Source organism: Marinococcus tarijensis (assembly GCF_054971385.1).
On record NZ_JBQOJA010000041.1, the window covers coordinates 1 to 20,479 of the forward strand.

General features: G+C 47.8%; 22 protein-coding genes. 4 read left to right on the forward strand and 18 right to left on the reverse strand.

Features of this window, described 5'->3' with window-relative positions:
* Positions 1-179 precede the first annotated feature (179 nt).
* The gene (locus ACTTK7_RS15760) at positions 180-995 is read left to right on the forward strand and encodes a transposase (protein WP_462869045.1); all 816 of its coding nucleotides are present in this window, start codon (positions 180-182) and stop codon (positions 993-995) included.
* Positions 986-1,762: a transposase gene (locus ACTTK7_RS15765; RefSeq protein ID WP_462869046.1), complete on the forward strand. Its 777-nt coding sequence runs from the start codon at positions 986-988 to the stop codon at positions 1,760-1,762. The genes ACTTK7_RS15760 and ACTTK7_RS15765 overlap by 10 nt, the downstream gene beginning before the upstream one ends.
* A 36-nt stretch (positions 1,763-1,798) precedes the next feature.
* Here ACTTK7_RS15765 and ACTTK7_RS15770 read toward each other — a convergent pair whose 3' ends face one another.
* The 9 genes from ACTTK7_RS15770 to ACTTK7_RS15810 form a co-directional block, all read right to left on the reverse strand.
* Positions 1,799-2,176, reverse strand: coding sequence for a DUF423 domain-containing protein (locus ACTTK7_RS15770; RefSeq protein ID WP_462869047.1), 378 nt, complete (start codon positions 2,174-2,176; stop codon positions 1,799-1,801).
* A 19-nt stretch (positions 2,177-2,195) separates the two neighbouring features.
* Positions 2,196-2,495: a DUF5327 family protein gene (locus ACTTK7_RS15775; RefSeq protein WP_462869048.1), complete on the reverse strand. Its 300-nt coding sequence runs from the start codon at positions 2,493-2,495 to the stop codon at positions 2,196-2,198.
* Between the two features lie 181 nt (positions 2,496-2,676).
* Entirely contained in the window at positions 2,677-4,146 is a 1,470-nt protein-coding gene (locus ACTTK7_RS15780; protein ID WP_462869049.1) for a nicotinate phosphoribosyltransferase, read from the reverse strand.
* Positions 4,147-4,318: 172 nt separating this feature from the next.
* On the reverse strand, positions 4,319-4,504 hold the full coding sequence (locus ACTTK7_RS15785) for a hypothetical protein (protein ID WP_022792988.1): 186 nt from the start codon (positions 4,502-4,504) through the stop codon (positions 4,319-4,321).
* 117 nt (positions 4,505-4,621) lie between these two features.
* Positions 4,622-4,879, reverse strand: coding sequence for a MerR family transcriptional regulator (locus ACTTK7_RS15790; RefSeq protein WP_462869050.1), 258 nt, complete (start codon positions 4,877-4,879; stop codon positions 4,622-4,624).
* A 45-nt stretch (positions 4,880-4,924) separates the two neighbouring features.
* The gene (locus ACTTK7_RS15795; protein ID WP_091615278.1) at positions 4,925-5,632 is read right to left on the reverse strand and encodes an exonuclease domain-containing protein; all 708 of its coding nucleotides are present in this window, start codon (positions 5,630-5,632) and stop codon (positions 4,925-4,927) included.
* On the reverse strand, positions 5,633-6,646 hold the full coding sequence (locus ACTTK7_RS15800) for a DUF294 nucleotidyltransferase-like domain-containing protein (RefSeq protein WP_462869051.1): 1,014 nt from the start codon (positions 6,644-6,646) through the stop codon (positions 5,633-5,635).
* 3 nt (positions 6,647-6,649) lie between these two features.
* On the reverse strand, positions 6,650-7,930 hold the full coding sequence (locus tag ACTTK7_RS15805; protein WP_462869052.1) for an ammonium transporter: 1,281 nt from the start codon (positions 7,928-7,930) through the stop codon (positions 6,650-6,652).
* A 336-nt stretch (positions 7,931-8,266) separates the two neighbouring features.
* Entirely contained in the window at positions 8,267-9,316 is a 1,050-nt protein-coding gene (locus ACTTK7_RS15810; RefSeq protein ID WP_462869053.1) for an AbrB family transcriptional regulator, read from the reverse strand.
* A gap of 174 nt (positions 9,317-9,490) precedes the next feature.
* On the opposite strand from ACTTK7_RS15810, the gene ACTTK7_RS15815 reads away from it, so the two are divergent.
* A complete protein-coding gene (locus tag ACTTK7_RS15815) occupies positions 9,491-9,979 on the forward strand; it encodes a glutathione peroxidase (RefSeq protein ID WP_462869054.1) in 489 nt (162 codons plus the stop codon).
* A 57-nt stretch (positions 9,980-10,036) separates the two neighbouring features.
* Here the strand turns inward: ACTTK7_RS15815 and ACTTK7_RS15820 are convergent, their stop codons facing one another.
* Together ACTTK7_RS15820 and ACTTK7_RS15825 are read right to left on the reverse strand one after the other, a co-directional pair.
* Positions 10,037-10,879, reverse strand: coding sequence for an aldo/keto reductase (locus ACTTK7_RS15820; protein WP_462869055.1), 843 nt, complete (start codon positions 10,877-10,879; stop codon positions 10,037-10,039).
* Positions 10,876-11,565: a uracil-DNA glycosylase gene (locus ACTTK7_RS15825; RefSeq protein ID WP_462869056.1), complete on the reverse strand. Its 690-nt coding sequence runs from the start codon at positions 11,563-11,565 to the stop codon at positions 10,876-10,878. Before ACTTK7_RS15825 ends, ACTTK7_RS15820 begins: the two co-directional genes overlap by 4 nt.
* Positions 11,566-11,765: 200 nt before the next feature.
* Between ACTTK7_RS15825 and ACTTK7_RS15830 the strand changes: the two genes are divergently transcribed.
* Positions 11,766-12,038: a DUF4190 domain-containing protein gene (locus ACTTK7_RS15830; RefSeq protein ID WP_462869057.1), complete on the forward strand. Its 273-nt coding sequence runs from the start codon at positions 11,766-11,768 to the stop codon at positions 12,036-12,038.
* Positions 12,039-12,208: 170 nt separating this feature from the next.
* Here ACTTK7_RS15830 and rlmH read toward each other — a convergent pair whose 3' ends face one another.
* The 7 genes from rlmH to yycF form a co-directional block, all read right to left on the reverse strand.
* Positions 12,209-12,688, reverse strand: a complete 480-nt coding sequence (gene rlmH, locus ACTTK7_RS15835; RefSeq protein WP_462869058.1) for a 23S rRNA (pseudouridine(1915)-N(3))-methyltransferase RlmH — start codon at positions 12,686-12,688, stop codon at positions 12,209-12,211.
* Positions 12,689-13,040: 352 nt separating this feature from the next.
* Positions 13,041-14,288 (reverse strand): S1C family serine protease, encoded by a 1,248-nt coding sequence (locus tag ACTTK7_RS15840; RefSeq protein ID WP_462869060.1) that lies wholly within the window; start codon positions 14,286-14,288, stop codon positions 13,041-13,043.
* A 214-nt stretch (positions 14,289-14,502) separates the two neighbouring features.
* On the reverse strand, positions 14,503-15,297 hold the full coding sequence (locus ACTTK7_RS15845; RefSeq protein WP_322525366.1) for an MBL fold metallo-hydrolase: 795 nt from the start codon (positions 15,295-15,297) through the stop codon (positions 14,503-14,505).
* Positions 15,298-15,315: 18 nt separating this feature from the next.
* Positions 15,316-16,251, reverse strand: coding sequence for a two-component system regulatory protein YycI (yycI, locus tag ACTTK7_RS15850; protein ID WP_462869061.1), 936 nt, complete (start codon positions 16,249-16,251; stop codon positions 15,316-15,318).
* A 1-nt stretch (position 16,252) separates the two neighbouring features.
* Positions 16,253-17,617, reverse strand: a complete 1,365-nt coding sequence (locus ACTTK7_RS15855; RefSeq protein WP_462869062.1) for a YycH family regulatory protein — start codon at positions 17,615-17,617, stop codon at positions 16,253-16,255.
* On the reverse strand, positions 17,614-19,464 hold the full coding sequence (walK, locus tag ACTTK7_RS15860) for a cell wall metabolism sensor histidine kinase WalK (RefSeq protein WP_462869063.1): 1,851 nt from the start codon (positions 19,462-19,464) through the stop codon (positions 17,614-17,616). The genes ACTTK7_RS15855 and walK overlap by 4 nt, the downstream gene beginning before the upstream one ends.
* Positions 19,465-19,467: 3 nt before the next feature.
* Positions 19,468-20,178: a response regulator YycF gene (yycF, locus tag ACTTK7_RS15865; RefSeq protein WP_462869064.1), complete on the reverse strand. Its 711-nt coding sequence runs from the start codon at positions 20,176-20,178 to the stop codon at positions 19,468-19,470.
* Positions 20,179-20,479: the final 301 nt, after the last annotated feature.

The window sequence follows — 20,479 nt, forward strand, 5'->3', positions numbered from 1 at the left end:
ATAAGACATAAAAAATGCTCCCCTCTAAGCAAAACAGATGATTTATTTCACCTGTCTACTTAAAGGGGAGCATATCAAAAATAGGACAGCCCCTTTCCTATGCGCAAAAAAAGAAAGAAACCATCCTTCGATGATATGGTTAAGTCACGACACTCTCCATACGACAAGGATGATTTCTTATGTTTACCGATGATAACACACAGAGCTTCCCGATACCAACAAGCCTGAAACCCATGATCCCCGAGGGGGATCTGGTCCGGATCGTCAACGACACCATTGATCGGCTGGCCGAGCGGTTTGGGAGTCCCCAAGCTTCTTCGGCGGGACGCCCGGCCTATCCACCTCAAACCATGACCAAAATCGTCATCTATGCCTATGCCCGGGAATGGTATTCGGCCCGGGCGATCGAACAGGCCCTGCAGGAAAACCTCCGCATGATGTGGCTGGCCGGGGGCCTGACGCCCAACTTCCGGACCATCAACCGATTTCGCTCCGAACAGATGCAGGAACGCATCACGCCGCTCTTTCACCACGTGGTTCAGGAACTGCTCGACGAGCAGTTGATCACCGGGGAGCATTATTTTCTGGACGGAACCAAAATCGAAGCGGATGCCAACCGGTATACGTTTGTGTGGCGCAAGTCCACCGTCCGGTATGACCAGCGCCTCCAGGAGAAATTGGCGGTGCTCTGGCAGGAAGTGGCCCCTTTTCTTTCCCTGCCCGACGGGCAGGAACGGATCGACGCCGATACCCTCCGGGCGGTGACGGTCCAGCTGGCCGGACGCCAGGAGAAGGCCGGCAGCGTCAGGCCGACGCGGCATCACCCGAAGAGCGCCGGGAAGCTAAAGCCGAGGAAAAGTGGTGGCGAAAGCGTCGCCGTCAGATCGAGCGGGATTATCTGCCGCGACTGGTCAAATACGAGCGGTACCTGGCTACCTTCGATGGGCGGAACAGCTTTTCGAAAACCGATCCGGATGCCACTTTTATGCGGATGAAAGACGACCACATGGGTAACGGCCAGCTGAAACCGGGGTACAATATCCAGATGGGTACGGAAAACCAGTACATTGTCGGCTATACGGTGCACCCCAACCCGACGGATACCCGGTGTTTGCTTCCGCATCTGACGATGCTGGACGAGAGGCCCCTCCCGTTTCCGGGCCAAATCATTGCCGATGCCGGATATGGCAGTGAACCCAACTACCTGACCCTGATCGAGGAAGCCATTCCGTTTTTGATTCCATACCCCCGCATGCGCCAGGAGCAGACCCGGGCCTTTCAGCAGGCCATCCATCCGGTGCAGAACTGGACCTATGACGAACAGGACGACCTGTACTGGTGCCCGAACCACCGAAAAGTGCGGTTTCAAGCCTATGAGCGACGCACCGACCGCTATGGCTACCAGCGGGACCTCAAGCGGTATGAAAGCGAAGACTGCAGCGACTGTCCATTGAAACCCCAATGCACCACCGCAGAAGGCAACCGACAGGTCCGCATCAACCCGGTCTATGAAGAGGGCAAGGCGATCGCCCGCCGGGCGTTAACGAGCGACGAGGGAGCATCCACCTATGCCCGGCGCAAAATCGAAGCCGAAAGTGTTTTTGGGCACTTGAAAGCGAACCGTCGCTTTCGTCGGTTTGCCCTGCGGGGCACCGCCAAGGTGACCACGGAATTTGGATTATTGGCTGTCTCCCATAATCTACGGAAAAAAGCAGAAACCACAAAAAAAGAAGCCGGAGAATCATCTCCAGCTTCCGCTTAAAAGAGCCATCATTCGATTTTTGGGACAGCCCCTTTTTCAGGCCTTCAGCACGTAAATAATTAAACAAATCCATCCGGCAATGAAAGCCACTCCGCCTAAAGGAGTTACGGCCCCCAGCCAGGAGATGCCGGAAAGCGAAAGCACATACAGGGTCCCGGAAAATAAAACAATTCCCGCAAACAAAAGCCACCCGGACCATCCCAGCAGTGCTGATCCCCCGCCGGTATAAGCTGCTACAGCGCCGATAGCGATCAGTCCCAGAGAATGATACATATGATACTGCGCTCCGGTATTATACGTTTCAAGCATCCGGTTCGACAGCCGGCCCTCCAGTCCGTGGGCGCCGAACGCCCCAATTCCCACTGCCAAAGCAGCGTTTACTGCCCCTAACACAACGAGTACTTTCCACAGCATGCCTAAGTCTCCTTCTTAATTAAAAGTCCAGTAAATTACCTTCCGTTGATGGAATTTCTTTTTCTTCTTCCGCTGGTTCCCGGCGCGGCGCTCGTGCTGCAAATGTTTCTGGAGCAGAAGCCGCTGCTTTTGGCTGCTGTGATTCTGCAGCCGGTCGCTTCGCTTCCCCGGGCTTCGAAGAAAGCAGAATATCACAGTAGTTTCGAAGCGTTCTTGCATGCTCCTGCAGCGCCCGTTCGTCTCCCTTTTCCCCCTGCTCTGCGAGCTGGAGAAGTTCCTCTTCCATTTTTTCAATCACGGTCTGAACAGATATCTGCATAGGCTCTGCCCTCCCTTTCTCTGCTTCAAAGCATTCACAATTGGAATTCTGTCAAATTATATCATATGTACAGCCCGCATCCCTAAGTTTCCCTTTATTGTCACGAGACGTTCGCAATTTTCCCACATCCCGCATAAAAAAACTGCCGAACCGGAAAATCCGGCACGGCAGGCAGCTTTTTTTACTGGCTAAACTCATTTTGAATTTCATGCATCTTCTGCACTTTGTTTTCCCAGCATTTCGGGCTTAAATCAACCGGGTATTCTTCGGGATTTAACGCACGTTTATATTCTTCCCATAAAAGCGGCAGATTTGATTGCATATACGCCTGGATATCTTTCATAGATGGCAGACTGTAAACCAGCTTCCCGTCTTTAAATACTGTTTCATGAAGGTTCACCGCTTTGAAACTCTGCACTTTCTTGCTGATATACGTGTGCACCGGATGGAACATGTGCAGCTCCTCCTGTTCGTTTGGCTCTTCATCGGAAAGCGTAATGTAATCCCCTTCCGAGCGTTCGTTTTCAGTATTTATTATCCGGTAGACGTTTTTCACGCCCGGGGTAGTCATTTTCTCCAGATTGCCCGATTTTTTTGCTCCAATTTTCATCGTATCGCGCATGTCACCGTTATTGTTCTCAATCGCCACAAGCTTGTATACCGCTCCAAGAGCAGGCTGGTCATATCCGGTGATAAGCTTTGTACCGATACCCCATGTATCAATCTCTGCTCCCTGGGATTTTAAATTGGAAATTGTATATTCATCCAGGTCTCCGGAGGCGATAATCTGGGTGTCGGCAAAGCCGGCCTCATCGAGCATTCTTCTTGCTTCTTTGGACAGGTAGGCGAGGTCCCCGCTGTCGAGACGCACGCCTTTAAAGCGAATATTTTCACCCATCTCTTTTGCGACCTTGATGGCGTTAGGTACTCCCGAGCGGAGAGTGTCGTACGTATCCACTAAAAACACACAGTCTGTGTGGTGCTCGGCATACATTTTAAAGGCTTCATATTCCGTTTCACATGCCTGTACCATGGAATGCGCATGTGTGCCGGCTGTAGGAAGTCCGAATACTTTTCCGGCTCTTACATTACTTGTTACTTCAAAACCGCCGACAAAGGCCGCTCTGCTTCCCCACAGCCCCGCGTCAAGCTCCTGGGCCCGTCGAAGCCCGAAATCCATCGCTCGACCGTTCCCGCCCGTCACCTGCTTAATACGGGCTGCTTTCGTAGCAATCAATGTCTGGTAGTTCACCATGTTTAACAGTGCGGTTTCAATCAGCTGTGCTTCCCCAAGCGGAGCTTCTACTTTGATCATCGGCTCATTGCCAAAAACAAGCTCGCCTTCTTTCATCGCATAAACGCTGCCGGTAAACCGGAGATCCGCTAAATAAGAAAGAAAATCTTCCCCGTAGCCTGCTTCTTCCCGCAGATAAGTAAGGTCCTCTTCTGTCATCCGGAAGTTTTCCAAAAAATGTACGACGCGTTCCAGGCCCGCAAATACGCCAAACCCATTGCCAAATGGGAGCTCCCGAAAATATAGATCAAATACGGCTTTCCGGGTATGCATGCCGCTCCGCCAATACGTCTCCACCATATTCACCTGATACAAATCGGTATGGAGCGATAAGCTGTCATCTTCATAGCGTGTCATTCCAGTCCCCCCTTTAAAATCCTGTTATCTGTAATTTCTTGACCGTTTTTGCACTACTTGTACTTTTTCACTTCTTCTTTCCATTGAAACCCGTTTCCATCTTATCCCTGATGCATTTACATTTAAAAAAGAGCCCGCCCTAAATCAGGTGCGGACTCTTATACGTCTGCGTTTACTTCTCTACAAGCTCATAGCCGTAGGCTTCGATTTTCGCATAGTCTTCTTCGTCAACCACCCAGTACTGGCCATCGTTATTGCGGACAATTACTTCCTTTTCCGATGCGTCTTCGCGGGCGTTCTCAAGCTCGTCGAATTTTTTCGCCGGCACTTGAATATCTTCTACGATAATAAATGACATGAATAAAACACCTCCATTGTTTCGAAAGTGTTCCCGTTCACTTCTTTATTCAAACAGATATAAAGAATTTTTTTAAAAAAGGGACTTTTTTATTAATCCAGCTTCTGCCGTAATTTCTCAGCTTGAACTCTTATCCCGGACGGAGAGCACGGCTTTAATACCGGCAATATTTAACCCCTGGTCGATAAGCTCTTTGATTTCCTGACACCGATCAATATCATTCATCGAAAACAGACGCTGGTTCCCCTGATTTCGCTCTGGATTGATCAACCCCTGTTCTTCGTAGTAACGGATTTGGCGAGCTGACAATGATGTGATTTCTTGTACCACGCTAATGGGAAAACAAGCAGCGTTACGAGGAATATTACCTTTCACCGCGCCCTCCTCCTTTATAAATTTTTTTCAGCCTGCCGTAAGGGGTTACCTCCGGCGGTGGCTGAGATGTGCATATACGTCCTGAAGCGTCTCATAGCCAAGCTCCTGTACTGTCTGGATGGAGCGTGTCCAGAGCTCGGCAGCCATAATGGCATCCCCGAGGGCATTGTGCCTGCCTTTTATCGGAATGTCGTAATAGTTGCAGCAGTCATCGAGCGAACGAAATTCAAAGTCCGGGGCAGCAATACTGAATACAAACGAAGTATCCAGCAGACGATGCTGCAGGTTTGTCCCCATCGTCCGGTACGTGTACTTCTGCAGAAACTTTCGTTCGTGGGAAGCGTGATGGGCTACGAGTATATCTGCCTGGGCAAACTGATAAAACTGCTCGAGAGCCTCGCTGATCGACTGACCGTCTGCTTCCAGTTCTTCCGCTGTTAAGCCAGTCACTTCGCTGACCTCCGGAGACACGGCCTCCGGTTCATGGACAAGCGTATAAAAAGCATCGTCGCGGACCAGCCGGTTGTGTTTAATTTTAATAGCGCCCATCGACAATATCTTGTCTCCGGCATCCGCGTTAAAGCCCGAGGTTTCCAGATCAAGGACGGTGACGTTCAGCGAAGACAGCGATTTCTGCAGAGGCTGTTCTGCTTTTACGTCTTTTTGCAGCTGACGCATAAAAGACTGATGCTGGGGGTTCGTGGAGTCCAGGCCGCCAAATCGACTCGAAATACTGCGCATCCATTGGAACATTTAAAAATCACCCGACTCCATGATTTTTTTTGTATGCTGAAACAAGTGCTTTCCTTCTTTTAATGCAGATTTCAGTTCGGACTTCTGCGTTTTCGAAAGCTCCTGCACCGGCACGTAGTGAACGTCTTCATAAACATTCTGCTTCCTGGAAAATGAAGCCCGCAGCTCCAGCAGGTTTTTAAAGTGCACGTCCTTGCCCTTCACATAGGAGTGTTTTTCCGACACCTGCCGGATACGTTCTATCGTAGAAGAAGCATGAATGCCTTCATGAATGGCGAGCAGGCGCAGGGCATGAACGTACGGAAAAAATCCAACATCTTTAATGTGCATCGAGCCTGCATACTGCCCTTTTTCTTCCGGAAGAAGCTGGCCGAAAGCGTTAAGGCCTTTGTGCAGGTACGCGGTATTTTCTGATAATCGTTTTAGCACATCTCCCCGGTTGGCCTGCTCGAAAACATACTCCTTTACGTTCTCAAGAAGTTCATCTTCTCCCACAAGCGTCCTGGCATCGATAAAGGTGAGCAGATGGCGGAACGGGCCCCATTCATCGGCTTCAATCCAGCCGTCCACCTGCCTTTTCCACCCTTCCACCCCGTGGCACCAGCGTTGATGCGAAGCCATAACCAGTCCTTCACAGCGCGGGTATCCAACGACCGCCATTCCTTCACGTATTTCTGCTCCCAGGCCGAGAAAGTAATCCTGATGTTCGTCGTCTGTTCCTTCAAAAACAATACCGTGATCCTGATCACTGAATTTCGCCTGTTCCTGTCTTCCTGCGCTTCCCATAAGAAAAAAAGCAAAGTGAGCAGGAAGTTCTCCCCGCTCACTCTGATGATGATGAACAGCAAGAGTAACCGTTTCTGAAATCCACATATCGTGGGCTTCATTAAGCTTTACTGGCTCTCCCGTCAAATCGTCCATCTTCTCTTCTTTGTCTTTTTTTATTTCTTCATAGCTCTTAAAGGAAGGTTCTGCTGAAAATCCCTGTGTTTGTGAGAATGAAGAATTCGACATATTTTATGCTCCTGTTCTTTCCGAAGAATTGTCCGTCGTAGGCTGGACATTTTCCGGATAACCGTATGCGCCGTGCTCACTCATATCAAGACCCATGATTTCTTCTTCCTCCGATACACGAAGTCCTCCGATGAGCGATTTTGTAATTAAGAGTATAATGTACGAAGCGATGAGTGCAAACAGACCGCACGCTACGACACTGATAGCCTGGACACCCAGCTGGGTCAATCCGCCGCCGTAGAATAAACCGGCACGGCCGCCGTTCATTTCAGCAAGCTGCGGTGTAGCAAAGAAACCGGTGGAAAGCGTTCCCCAGATACCAGCCATACCGTGCACGGAAAGGGCGAAAATCGGATCGTCGATGTTGCGTTTTTCAAAGAAACGAACGCTGAAGAAGCAGAGCATCCCGCCAATTGCACCGATAACCACGGAAGCCCATGGAGCTACAAAGGCGCAGGAAGCGGTAATTGCTACAAGCCCTGCAAGTGCTCCGTTAAGCATGCTTGGTACATCTGCTTTCCCGAGCACAGCCCAGGCAATCAGAAGTGCTGCAAAAGCACCCGCCGCCGCTGCCAGCTGTGTATTCATTGCAACGTAGCCAAAGAAGCCGTCTGCTACACCGAAGGTACTGGCTCCGTTAAAGCCGAACCAGCCGACCCACAGGAACAGTACCCCTAAAGCAGTAAACACCTGGTTGTGACCTGGAAGATTGTTGACCGAACCGTCTTTATTGTACTTCCCAATACGCGGCTTAAGTAAAATTGTTGCCGCAAGAGCACCCATCGCACCAGTAAGGTGGACTACTGTAGAACCGGCAAAGTCCTGTTTGCCAAGACCGGAAATCCAGCCGCCGCCCCAGATCCAGTGTGCAATTATTGGATATACAATCGCGGAGAATAAAATAGCAAAGACTACGTAAGCTGCAAGCTTCGCACGTTCAGCGAAACCGCCAAAAGCAATCGTAAGGGCAATCGCCGCAAACGCGAGCTGGAAAATAAAGTCGATGGCAGGCGTTAAGCCGTCTGCAGTGCTTGCGTCTCCGTAAAAGAAGTTCGAAAGCCCAATGATGCCTCCAACGTCGTTACCGTAGATAAAACCGTACCCGACAGCCCAGAAGACAAGGGATGAAATCCCCAGCGTAAAGATTGTTTTTCCTGCAATGTGACCCGCGTTCTTCATCCGGGTCGAACCTGCTTCCAATAGAATAAATCCACCCTGCATAAGAATAACTAAAATAAATCCCATCATAACCCAAAGGTTATCAAGCAATACTATCGGATCCACTTTTTTTCCCCCTCTGTTATTATCGTGCAAGATTCATGTGAACTTAGTTAACATCTTGCGTTAAATAGTATTTTACCGTTTAAATTTTCAGAATCTAGTGATATGTAAGATAATCTCACACAAAAATATTATCCTGATTGTTTAAAAATTCGAAAAACCAGTGCTATATAAGGGGTTCAAAAGGTTTACCTTTTTACGAAATAATTTTGTTCCCATTATTTTTGAAAGCGTTCTCGTAAAATAATAGCTTTTTTATTCTTACTCCAGCATTTTCTCCCACAAAAAAAGACGATAAAATTAATTATCGTCCCAGCTGTTTATTTCTATTCAGTTCTGCTATACCGACTGTTTTTGAATCAGCTTCTGCAGCAGGCGCACAAAAAATGGCAGACAGATAAACAAAACGAGCACTCTTATAATATGAAGACTCGATACCAGAGTTGGTTCAAGATTTAAGGCAATCGCTGTGCTGCTCATCTCTGCTGCTCCTGCCGGGACTGTGCTAAGCAGACTCGTTACATACGACAAACCTGTCGCAGCGTGAAACATCAGAGCGAGCAGCAGGCTGAAAATGAAGTAAAATCCAAGAAGCACCGCGCTCGGCCGCCCGATCTCCTTTAATTTGTAAAAGGTCGGACGGTCAAAACGGATACCAACCATCGCTCCGAGCAGAGCCTGGCCGCTTCCGCCAACAACAGACGGCATTCCGTTATCAGTTGTCACCACCCAGTGCCCCACTATAAATCCAATAATTAACCCATAAAACAGTGTTCCTGCCGGCACTTTATACAAATAATAAAGCAGGACTGTCACTGCAACGCAAATGCCGAACGCTCCCATTACGGCAGGGGGAACTTCGGAAAATGCCGGTCCGGCGCTTCCTATCGAGCCAATGTCCGCCGGCGTCGTAAGACCGATAAAAATCGGTATTGTTAACACAAACAACGTTATTCGCGTAGTGTGAAAGGCGGCCACCATCCGGTTATCAGCTCCGTAATCGCTGCTTAAGCCGATCACCTCCGAAGCTCCGCCCGGCACACAGCAAAAGTAAGCCGTCAGCGGATCCAGATCCGTCCAGCGGTTCATCAGCCAGCCGAGACCAACGCCGAGCGCCATTGTTAAGCTGAGAGTAAGGATCAGTGGAAAAATATACTGTCCCAGGAGCGCAAAGATGCCGGGCTCCATCATAAAACCAATGTTGCAGCCAATAAGGGCAAGAACGGTGCGGAACGGCCAGCCATCAAAGACGAGCCGTTTGTACGCCATCCCACATACAATCCCTGTCACGAGCCCACCAAGCAGCCATCCAGCCGGGAGCTGTAAGTAGGTAAACAAGCTGCCTGTTAATATGGCAGCTGCTAATAATAGAAGTTTCGTCCGCTTCATCCTGATGCCTTCTTTCCTCATTCATCCATATCGGTTAATATTATAGCATCCTGATGAAATTGAAAAACCTTCCCGCTATTTCCTGCATTAATTGCATTTTATTCACAGCAGAGGAGTTTGAATGGGGATGGCGGAGGTTATACGAAAAGTATTATTCGCTCAAAGGAGGAAATTATGACTGCCAGTATTTACAACATTGAGGCCGTCCATGCTGACGGCACAGAAAAAACATTGAACGAGTACAGGGGAGAGGTGCTGCTGATTGTCAACACCGCTTCAGAATGCGGCTTTACCCCACAGTACGAAGAATTGGAGGAGCTGTATCAGCGCTACAAAAACCGCGGCTTTCAGGTGCTGGGCTTTCCTTCGAACGACTTTGGCGGCCAGGAGCCGGACACTATTGAAAATATCACGGAATTTTGCGAAACCAATTACGGGGTCAGCTTCGATATTTTTGATAAGGTTCATGCCAAAGGAAACGATAAGCACCCTCTGTTCGACTGGCTCCTGGAGCAGACCAGCCCAGACCGTGAGATCGAATGGAATTTTGAGAAGTTTCTTGTTTCCCGCCGCGGTGAAGTTCTCGGCAGCTTCAAAAGCAGCACAAAGCCAACCGATCCGCAAATAACGAGCATGATCGAAACTGGTCTTCAGCAATCTTAAAGATAGTAAATATAAAAAAGCAGCCGGCATATTCGCTATGCCGGCTGCTTTACTTCATTATTTTGTCGTTGATGCGTAATCGAACTCATCCGGGTGCAGACCATAACGGGCATTTTCATTCATGCCGTTGATCGTATCCATATCCTTCGTATCGAGTTCAAAATCGAACACTTCTGCATTGGAGCGGATCCGTTCGGCTGTAACAGATTTAGGAATAGATACAACCTTATTTTGAAGTGCCCACCGTATCAGAACCTGGGCCGGCGTTTTGCCGTGCTTGTCAGCAATTTCCTTCACCGAATCATGTTCAAGAAGGTCGCCCTTGCCAAGCGGTCTCCAGCCTTCAAGCTGAATATCATGGCTTTGGCAGTATTCTAAGAGGGCTTTTTGGAAAAGGCGCGGGTGAAACTCCACCTGGTTCAGCATCGGCGTGATTTCTGCTGTTTTCAGCAGTTCTTCAAGATGCTGGTCGGTAAAGTTACTGACTCCTATTGCGCGTACTTTGCCGTCTTTATACAGCTTCTCGAGTGCCCCCCAGGTTTCTTTAAACATTCCTGGAACCGGCCAATGGATCAAATAAAGGTCCACTACATCGACGCCGAGTTTTTTACGGGAGCGCTCAAAGGCTTCCAGCGCTTCGTCAAAGCCATGTTCATTGTTCCACAGCTTTGTAGTAATAAACAATTCATCACGCGGCACTCCGCTTTCCTGAATTGCTTCTCCGACGCTTTCTTCATTGTCATAAAAAGAAGCGGTGTCAATCGAGCGATAGCCTGCCTCCAGGGCGGTTAAAACAGCATTTTTTACTTCTTCACCTTTTTCCGCCTGATAGACGCCAAGGCCCAGCCACGGCATTTTTACTCCGTTTGCTAAGGTTGTTACAGATGTTTGAATACTCATGTACGATCTTCCTCCTCTATTGGAATACACCAGTCAATTTCCGGACGCCCGGCTTCTTTTAAAAACTGATTTGTTTTTGAAAACGGACGGCTTCCAAAGAATCCTTTATTGGCGGAAAATGGACTCGGGTGTGGGGATTTAATGACTAAGTGGTGCTCATTTGTAATAAGCTCTTCTTTTGCCTGAGCATGGCGGCCCCATAAAATAAATACCACGGGATACTCTTTTTCGTTAGTCTGCCGGATTACTTCATTTGTGAAGGTTTCCCATCCTTGTCCTTTGTGGGAATTTGCTTCCCCTTTTCGCACCGTAAGTACTGTATTCAGCAGAAGCACTCCCTGCTTTGCCCAGGAAACCAGAGACCCGTGATTCGGTTTTTCACAGCCCAGATCTTCTTCCAGCTCTGCGTGAATGTTTTTCAGCGATGGTGGGATGGAAACATCCGGATTTACAGAAAAACTTAACCCATGGGCCTGCTTTGGCCCGTGGTAGGGGTCCTGACCGAGAATCACGACTTTTGTATTCTCATATCCTGTATAATGCAGCGCGTTAAAAATATCATGCATATCAGGATATACGGTCTTTTCCTGGTATTCCTTTTTTAAAAACTCCCGCAGCTCCTGATAGTACTCTTTCTCGAATTCCTTTTCGAGCACAGGAGCCCAGTCATTCTGCAGAATTTCCATAGCCGTGTCGACTCCTTCGCCTGCTGATTTCTTTTACTATGTGCCCTAGATTCTTAATATCCTTTTTTTAGAAAGATCAAACGTAAGCAGTCCGGGAAATGTCAATAGAATGCCACTCCTGTTTATTGTTTTTGCTTCACAGCCGCGTTACGATAAAAAAGACGATAATGTGATCTGGTATAGTGAAGGAGCGGCAGCCCATGAATGAAACTGATAGAGTGGCAACTCAGCCAAGAAGCCTTAAAGCCATTATTTCCTTAGTACTGGGATTTGATGCATTCATTTTTCTTGTAATTCTTTTTCCTTTCAGCCTGGTTTTCGGCATTATTGGTTTGTGGACTGGGCTTAAAGCATTAAAGGACATTAAAAGCTATCATTACCGCGGAAGAAAAGCAGCATTGGCCGGAGTCACTTTCAGCTTAATTGGAACGATAATAGGAGCAATCATTACGTTAAATGTTTTCGTATTATGATAAAAGCATCGGCGCTTTTAGGTTTTTCACACCTAAAAGCGCTTAATTTTGTCCGTAAAGTAAAGCCTCCCTGCAAAAAAGCAGCTGCCGATAAAAAGAACCGGCCGGCAAACATTTAGCTGTTAAACAAGCGCCTGCTCCTTTAAGAGTAAGCGCTTTTTACATGACTTTTACTTATGATACGGGCTCCCCGCATTAATCTGTACTGCACGGTAGATCTGCTCTGTAAGCATCAGGCGCATTAATTGGTGGGGAAAGGTTAACGCGGAAAATGACCATTTGAAATCAGCCCGCTTTAACACTTCTCCGGATAGGCCGAGCGATCCACCGATGACAAAAACAATTGTACTCGTTCCCTGTACGGCTAAATCCTGGAAGGTCGCAGCCAGCTGTTCAGAAGAAATCATCCTGCCTTTTGGCTCAAGAGCAATCACGTATCCTCGTTCAGGAATTTTTTTGAGAATGCGTTCGCCCTCTGTATTCTTTACCTGCTCATTTTCCCTCTCACTGGCCTGCTCTGGTGTCTTTTCATCCTTTACTTCAACAATTTCCAAGGAGTCCTGTCTGCTCAGTCTTTTTTTATATTCTGCGATTCCTTCATTGATAAATGCTTCTTTGCATTTACCGACGGCAATAATCAATATATTCACAGGTCTTTCCCTCCAGCTTATTTTTCCACAGAAATTGTCCACATATTCACAAGTGAACGAGCCTGAATTGGCAAGAGACATTCTGCTTTTTCTTCGAAATGCTCACAAAATGTGGATATTTTTTCGATTTCATCCACAATATTATCCACACCCGGAATTTTACTTTTTTCATTTTACAATACGTCACCCAACGATTCTCTTATATGTTCTTTACAGCAGTATAGCAAGGGTTTGTCCTTGTTTTTCTATACAATTTTCTCAGCGTCTATTGTAGCATATATTTTCTTCAGTTCGACCACGTCTATATTTATCCACAAAAAAAAGAGCCTTCAACGGAAGGCCCTGAATTGATTTATTCACCTGTGGACGCTGTCTGTGTTAATTCTATATCTGTTGTCTGCTCTTCCCCGTTTCGGTAATACGTTATAGTAACTGTATCTCCGATTTCGGTGCTGTTATAGAGATAATTCCTGAGGTCGCTGCCTCCCTGCACTTCTTCGCCGTCAATTTGAGTGATCACATCGTTTTGTTCGAGTCCTGCCTCCTGTGCGTCAGAATTTGGCTGGACCTGGGTCACGTACACTCCGTGATCCACATCTTCCGGAAGTCCCAGCTCCTCTGTCCAGTTGTAGCTTGACAGCTCAGAAATTGATTGAATAGCAACGCCCAGCTGTGGACGTTCTACTTCGCCGTCTTCTTCTAAATCTTCAATAATCGGTATCGCCACTGATGTTGGAATCGAAAACCCGATGCCTTCCACTGAAGACTGAGCGATTTTCATCGAATTAATGCCGATGACCTGGCCTGAGCCATTGACCAAAGGACCACCACTGTTGCCGGGGTTGATCGCTGCATCCGTCTGCATGACGTCTGCTTCCCAATCATCCTGTCCATCCCCGTCGTAATCCACCGGAATACTGCGGTCCTTCGCGCTGATGATTCCTTCTGTCACTGTTCGTGACAGATCTGTACCGAGCGGATTCCCGATAGCGATTGCCTGATCGCCTACCTGCAGGTCATCCGAACTGCCAAAATCAGCTACGGTGTCTACCTGTCCGCCGTCTACTTTTAACACGGCCAGATCAGTATAAGGATCAGTACCGACAATCTCTGCTTCCAGTCGGGTATCGTCCTCTAAGCTGATTTCCACAGAGTTTGCCCCTTCCACCACGTGGTTGTTGGTAACAATAAACGCTGAGCCGTTTTCCTTTTTGTAAATAACGCCGGAGCCGGTCCCCTGTTCGACAGATTCTTCGCCCTGGTCCTCGCTGCCCTGAATACCGGCGTTTTGTGCCTGAACCTGATTAAACACTCCAACTACAGCCCCGGAAACTTCGTTTGCCGCTGCTGTTACCGTGCCAGCCTCTGCACTGACTTCTTCAGTAGAAACGTCGGAGCCGGAACCGTTGTCCGATAAATCCGCCGTTCCATCAATCGTTTCAGTATTTTCCCCTGAAACCGAATCATATATAAATGGTGCTGATACTGTCATTACCCCCGCACCGATAATTGCCCCCACAAAGCCTGCAATACCTACGTTTCTGCGACTTTTCCTATGCTTCTGACTTTCTTTTCTTGCATGATCATCATAATAACCCATATTCCGACACTTCCTTTTTTCATAAGATACCGGGGCTTTCTCCAGTGCTTTTGACACATATTGAAATAAAGACCCTTTATCATACCCGCCTCGGGTGCCGGGATGTATGTTTATTGTACGAAGAAAAAGCACAGCCCGTCCAGTAAAAGGGTGTGCTTTTGATAATTTTTTACGTTTATGGAGAATACCCCGAAGGCGTACCACATTTCCTGGTTTAAAGCGTATGCAGACTCGTAGGAAGAAAGGGATCCGTATCGTAAAGGTGAAACGTATGACCTATCCCTGTTTCCTCTTCCTCCAATACCTGCTTCACCGTCATCCGTGCCAGGTCTTTCATATTATTGTCCCGGCTTAAATGAGCGAGATAGATTCTGCTCGTACGTTCTCCCACAATATCCGCGAGCGCATAAGCGGAATCTTCGTTCGACACATGCCCGGAATCACCCAGGATTCGTTTTTTAACATTCCACGGATAGCGGCCCATACGCAGAAGATTAATGTCATGGTTTGATTCAAAAACGTACGCATCAGCATTTTTTACCGTGCCTTTGATCTGGTCGCTGACGTATCCCATGTCTGTGGCAAGCGCCAGTTTTTTGCCTTCATGGTGAAACACAAAAAACATAGGATCTGCTGCATCGTGCGAAACGTGAAACGGCTCAAGCTCAATATTGCCAAATGCAGCCGGCTGATTTCGGTCAAGGTGAAATTTCTGTTCAAGGGGCACCTTGCCGATAAGCCCTTCCATAGCCTGCCATGTTTTTACATTGGCATAAACCGGCAGCTGGTATTTCCGACTTAATACCCCGACGCTTTTAATATGATCGCTGTGTTCATGGGTAACTATCAGCGCATCCAGAGCTGCCGGCTCCACGCCGATCGCATGTAAATTTTCCACTATTTTTTTGCCGCTCAGGCCTGCATCAATCAACAAACGCTGCTCTCCGGTCTGTACGTATATAGCATTGCCTGTACTGCCGCTGGCAAGTACGCTGAACTGCAGTGTCATTCTATCCTCCTGCTTTCCCTATTCATTAGCCGGTTCTTCTTCCCCGTTTTCCGCTGAACCATTTTCTTCAGCATCTTCCTCCGGATCAGAGCCATTTTCCGGCACTTCCGGTTCGACCATGACGTCCCCTTCGCCGTTATTTTCCATTACCTGCTCCCATGATTGGACGCGCTGGGTTCTGGCATTCACCAGGTACCTCGATTCTCCGTTTACTTCCACAATATACATCGGTGTATATAAATAAACGTTTTCTCCCTGAGGGGTAACCTGGTTAAAGTAACCGACGCTCACATCGCTCACCGTATCGTTTGTCTGCAGAATACCGTTGCTCGGGTTCCCCAGGGCTTCAATAGCATCCTCCGGAGGAATGGTGCTGTCTGCCGGCGTGGCATCGAGCTCAAAATACGACTGTCGGAAGCCGACAATCTCGTCCTGATCGTTAAACACCAGCTCAAGCTGGGCAGACGTCTCCGGCTTATAAATCTGCTTATCGTCAAACGTCTGGTAATAGTACTGCCTGTTTAACTCTTCGTCCATCTGGCCCTGTTCATAATCATCTGCACTCCATACATAGTCGCTTAAAAAGGAGGCCAGGTCCTCGTTCCGGTTAGCCTCAGATATTTCCACCGGTTCCTCGAGCGTAGCGCTCATTCCAATCAGTCGTTCGTTTGATATATACGTAATGTCACTAATGTTTGAGTTGTCTTCTACCTTTTGGGAGCGGCTCCCGTCTTCAAAATCCACGTAGCTTGCTTCGAGATGAAGCTGTTCAATCCGGTCCGGCAGATCATCTTCTGGATACCCATAGAGCCGCTGTTCTGATTCCTCACCGCCTGTCTGGGAGGCAGAGCTTTCCTGGTAGTTAGTCTGCTGTTCTAAATAACTCGAAAGCAAAAACGTATTAAGAAGCAGGAAAACAATAATAAAAATGGTCTTTGTTCTCGCCCAGTCCATCTTATTCTCCTCCTTCTTCGTTATCGTCTCCGCCAAAATCCACTGGAGACCAGCTGCCGTCGCAGCGGACAAACCATCCGGGCTCCATATCATAATAGCCGGAATTTTCCCCGTTTCTTGAAATGCTGTAGCCGATTTGTATATCTTCAATCAGCGAAGAACTGCACTGCTCCTGTACAGCATCGAGCGTCTCTTCCCCGGTGGGAAGATCGGTGGAGACACCAGCGTCCCCGGCCCTGACCGGGTTGTTTTCCAAATCAAACAGCGGCCGGGAATACCCACTTGTCTGTGTACCTACATTCGACACCTGGATGGAAGCAAAATCACTGCCATTGGAGTCCCGGAAGACTGGAAGACCTCCTTTATTCATTCTGAATGTAACCGTTGTTTCCCCGTCCAGGGTAGTGGAATCATAATACTGGTAATTATCCGACCAGCCGGCATGATTGTTCACAAACTCAAAGGAAGAAACAAGGCTGCTTGTATTATTCCCGTCTGTCTGCTCCGAGTAGGTTGGATTGGCATAACGAAGGTAATCCTTAGCATTATTAATCCGCAGCTCTTTCGTGCCGTCTGTGATGACTTCTGATGAATCATAGTTGTACGTCTGAAGGTTTTGGCCATTTCCCTCCGGAAGTAACACCTGCTGAAAGCTGTTGGCTGATAAACTCGTAGAAGCGTAGGTATAATTCGTTCGGGAGCCCGGGTCTTCTGGAATATAAATATGCTTTTCGTACCCGTTTTCATCAGCACTGTAAGTAAGCATGCTGTCGTATTCTGAGAGATACTGTTCGTGTTCCACATCGCTTTTATCAAGGCTCGTGTTACTGTTTACAACTACACCCTGATCGTAGGAAACAAACGCAGCGTTCAGCTCTTCACTTCCCGGTGAAGCTGTTAATATAATACGGTCAATCGAGCCATCCAGGATGCTCGCTGCTTCATCGCTTTCATCTTCAAAGCTGAACAGTTCATTGATCATCGACCAGGATACCGACGACGGAAATACAAGCTCCATCGAATATTCTGCTGAAGAGGTGTTTTCGTAAAGTTCGTCATGCTCCAGGTCAGTCGCTGATGTTTCTGTGATACTTGCCTCTTCGAGCTGCCGGAAGGCTTTGTCCAGATCAGTTGAAGCCTGGTCCTCGGTCATGAGAACACTTCTGCCATTGGAACGCACTACTCCCTGATTCGGCCGGACGATTTCTCCTGCTTCCCGGGTCTCTGCTATTTCTGTCGTTTCCTGTACGGTTTCGGAGGAATTGACGCTATCATATTCGGGCTGAAACGACCAGTTCTGCCAGGTAAGAAGCAGACTGCCTATTACTAAAATCGTTAACACCCAGGATTTGATTGTTTCTTTCATGATCCAGCCTCCGCTTTATTAATCACTGAATATGGCAGCGTAATTAATATAGTGGTTCCTTTTTTCCATTCACTGTCAGCCGCAATTCTTCCGCCGTGCGCATGGATAAATTCCTTGGCAATCGCAAGACCCAGTCCGGTGCCCCCGAGGTTTCTCGCTCTTGCTTTATCCACCCGGTAAAACCGGTCAAAAATACGGTGCTGGCTTTCTTTCGGAATGCCTACACCCTGATCGCTGATTTCCACATCTACAGCATCGGCTCGCGTAAACATCTGAACACTGATTTCCCCGCCATCCGGCGAGTACTTCACTGCATTTGAAAGCACGTTATCAAAAACTTGATAAATCCTGTCTTTGTCCATGTCTACGTATACCGGGTAGGAGGGGACTTCTTTATAGAAAGCAATATTTTTATCCTTGTTAATCATTTCAAAGCGTTCAATCACCTGATTGATCATTTCAGACAGGTCTACAGTAAAAAAGTCTAAGCTGATTTCGTCACTGTCTATCCGCGAAAGCTGAAGCAGGTCGTTCACGAGCCGGATCATTCGGTCCGTTTCGTTCTGGGTCACCTGTAAAAAGCGGGGGCCCAGATTTTCATCCTGCATCGCCCCGTCTTCGAGAGCTTCCATGTAGCTCTTCAGCGTAGTCAGCGGAGTTCTTAATTCGTGGGAAACGTTTGATACAAATTCCCGTCTCTCTCTTTCGATCTTTTCCTGCTCCGTAACATCATGAAGCACGGTAATCAGACCAGTAACTGGTCCGTCTTCGTTCCGCACAATTGAAAAGTTGGCCTGCAGCAGAAAATCCTGTTCCTCGCTGCTGAAATCCAGCATAATCGCTTCATTATAATCATACAGATCGCTCGATGTCAGCGTCTCAGACAGATGCAGAGCTTCTGTGATGTACGTACCTTCCATTTCGTCACTGTTTTTGTTTAACAGCTGCTCGGCACGTTTGTTCATCAAAATAATGCGCCCGAGTTCGTCAGTGGCTATAACCCCGTCTGTCATATGAGTCAGAACCGAGCTTAATTTCTTCCGTTCGTCCTCGGTGCTTGCCTGGCTTTCTTTTAATTTCAGCGTCAGCTGGTTAAAGGAATGCGCCAGCTGCCCGATCTCATCGTTGCCGTACACGCGCACTCTGCGGGAAAAGTCTCCTTCCCCCATAATTTTCGCCTGGCGCTGCATGTCTGCGATAGGCCGTGTAATCGTGCGGGCAAGCAAAATACCAAGGATGGCGTTTAAAATCAGCACAATAATGCTCGCTGCAATTAAAATACTGCTGATGTCATTTACCAGGCTGTATACGCTCGACATGTCGGAACGCACGTACAATACACCCAGAATTTCTCCATCTTCTTCGATCGGCCGGACAATTAAGCTGACCCTGTGGCCGCTGTCGGCCTCCCAGCGCACTTCTTCAAGCGTGTTCCCTAATAACGCCCGCTGCACAAGGTCATCGTTCGATTGGTTATTGACGATATCCTGCTCGTTTATATTCGACGTGCCTAAAATAATTTGATTGGAGCCGATCACCCTGGCTTCCGGACTCGAATGGCCCGGGTCATTGTTTGCTCCTGAATTGGCAAACTGGCTTAATAAACTGTCAATATCCTCCTGAACCGTATTATCGTCTTCTCCCCGACTCTGTGCCAGTTCTTCCTGCACATTATACTCCAGAAGATCGGTCTGCTCGGCGAGCGTGTCATTAAAATTTTCCACGAGCGTGTCTTCAAGGGCACTCGTGAAAAATACGGTAATGAACTGCATCGCTACAAAAATCAGCAGCACGAAGATCAAAATGAGTTTAAAATGAATCGATTTGAAAAAATCGATAATCTTCATACATTACTTCTCCTGTTCTGGATGTTTTAAGTAGTACCCAACACCACGTCTTGTCACAATCCACTCAGGGAAGCTCGGATTATCTTCTACTTTCTCTCTTAAACGTCGAACCGTTACGTCCACGGTACGTACGTCCCCAAAGTAATCATAGCCCCACACGGCCTGCAGAAGATGCTCTCTTGTCATTACCTGGCCGATATGCCGGCCGAGGTAGAGAACCAGTTCAAACTCACGATGCGTAAGGTCTATCGGCTCGCTGCGTTTTGTTACTAAATACGCATCCGGGTCTACGAGAAGGTCACCAATTTTTATAGCGTTCTGCGGCTCGGTGCTGCCTTCTTCCGCTGCCGGCTGCTTCCTGCGGAGATTGGCTTTAACTCTGGCAAGAAGCTCCCGGTTGCTGAACGGTTTGGTTACATAGTCATCTGCTCCAAGTTCAAGGCCGAGCACCTTATCGATCTCCCCGTCTTTAGCAGTTAACATGATGATGGGCATATCAAACCGCTTCCGGACTTCTCTGCACACTTCCATGCCGTCCTTGTTAGGAAGCATAACGTCAAGAAGAATCAGATCCGGACCGAAATCATCCACCTTTTCTAAAGCTTCGTCGCCGTCGTATGCACAAACAACCTGAAACCCTTCTTTTTGAAGATTAAATTCTAATATATCAGCAATTGGCTGTTCATCATCGACCACTAATATTTTCTCATCCATGTTCCCACCGCTCCATTCCTCAAATGTGAAAAGGCATAAATTCAGTCATCTATGTGTAGTAACTCCCTGCCAAGGTATGCCTCTTTATGTTTATTGCAAAATATTTAAGAGGATTACAATTCTCTTTCACATTGTAACACAGCTCTTTATCTGTTCCTATCGAGGCCTGAAGCCTGTGAAAAAAGCGCCTGGACGTCAAAGTCCAGGCGCTGGTTATTTTATAAAAATGGTGGCTCGAGACGGAATCGAACCGCCGACACGAGGATTTTCAGTCCACTGCTCTACCGACTGAGCTATCGAG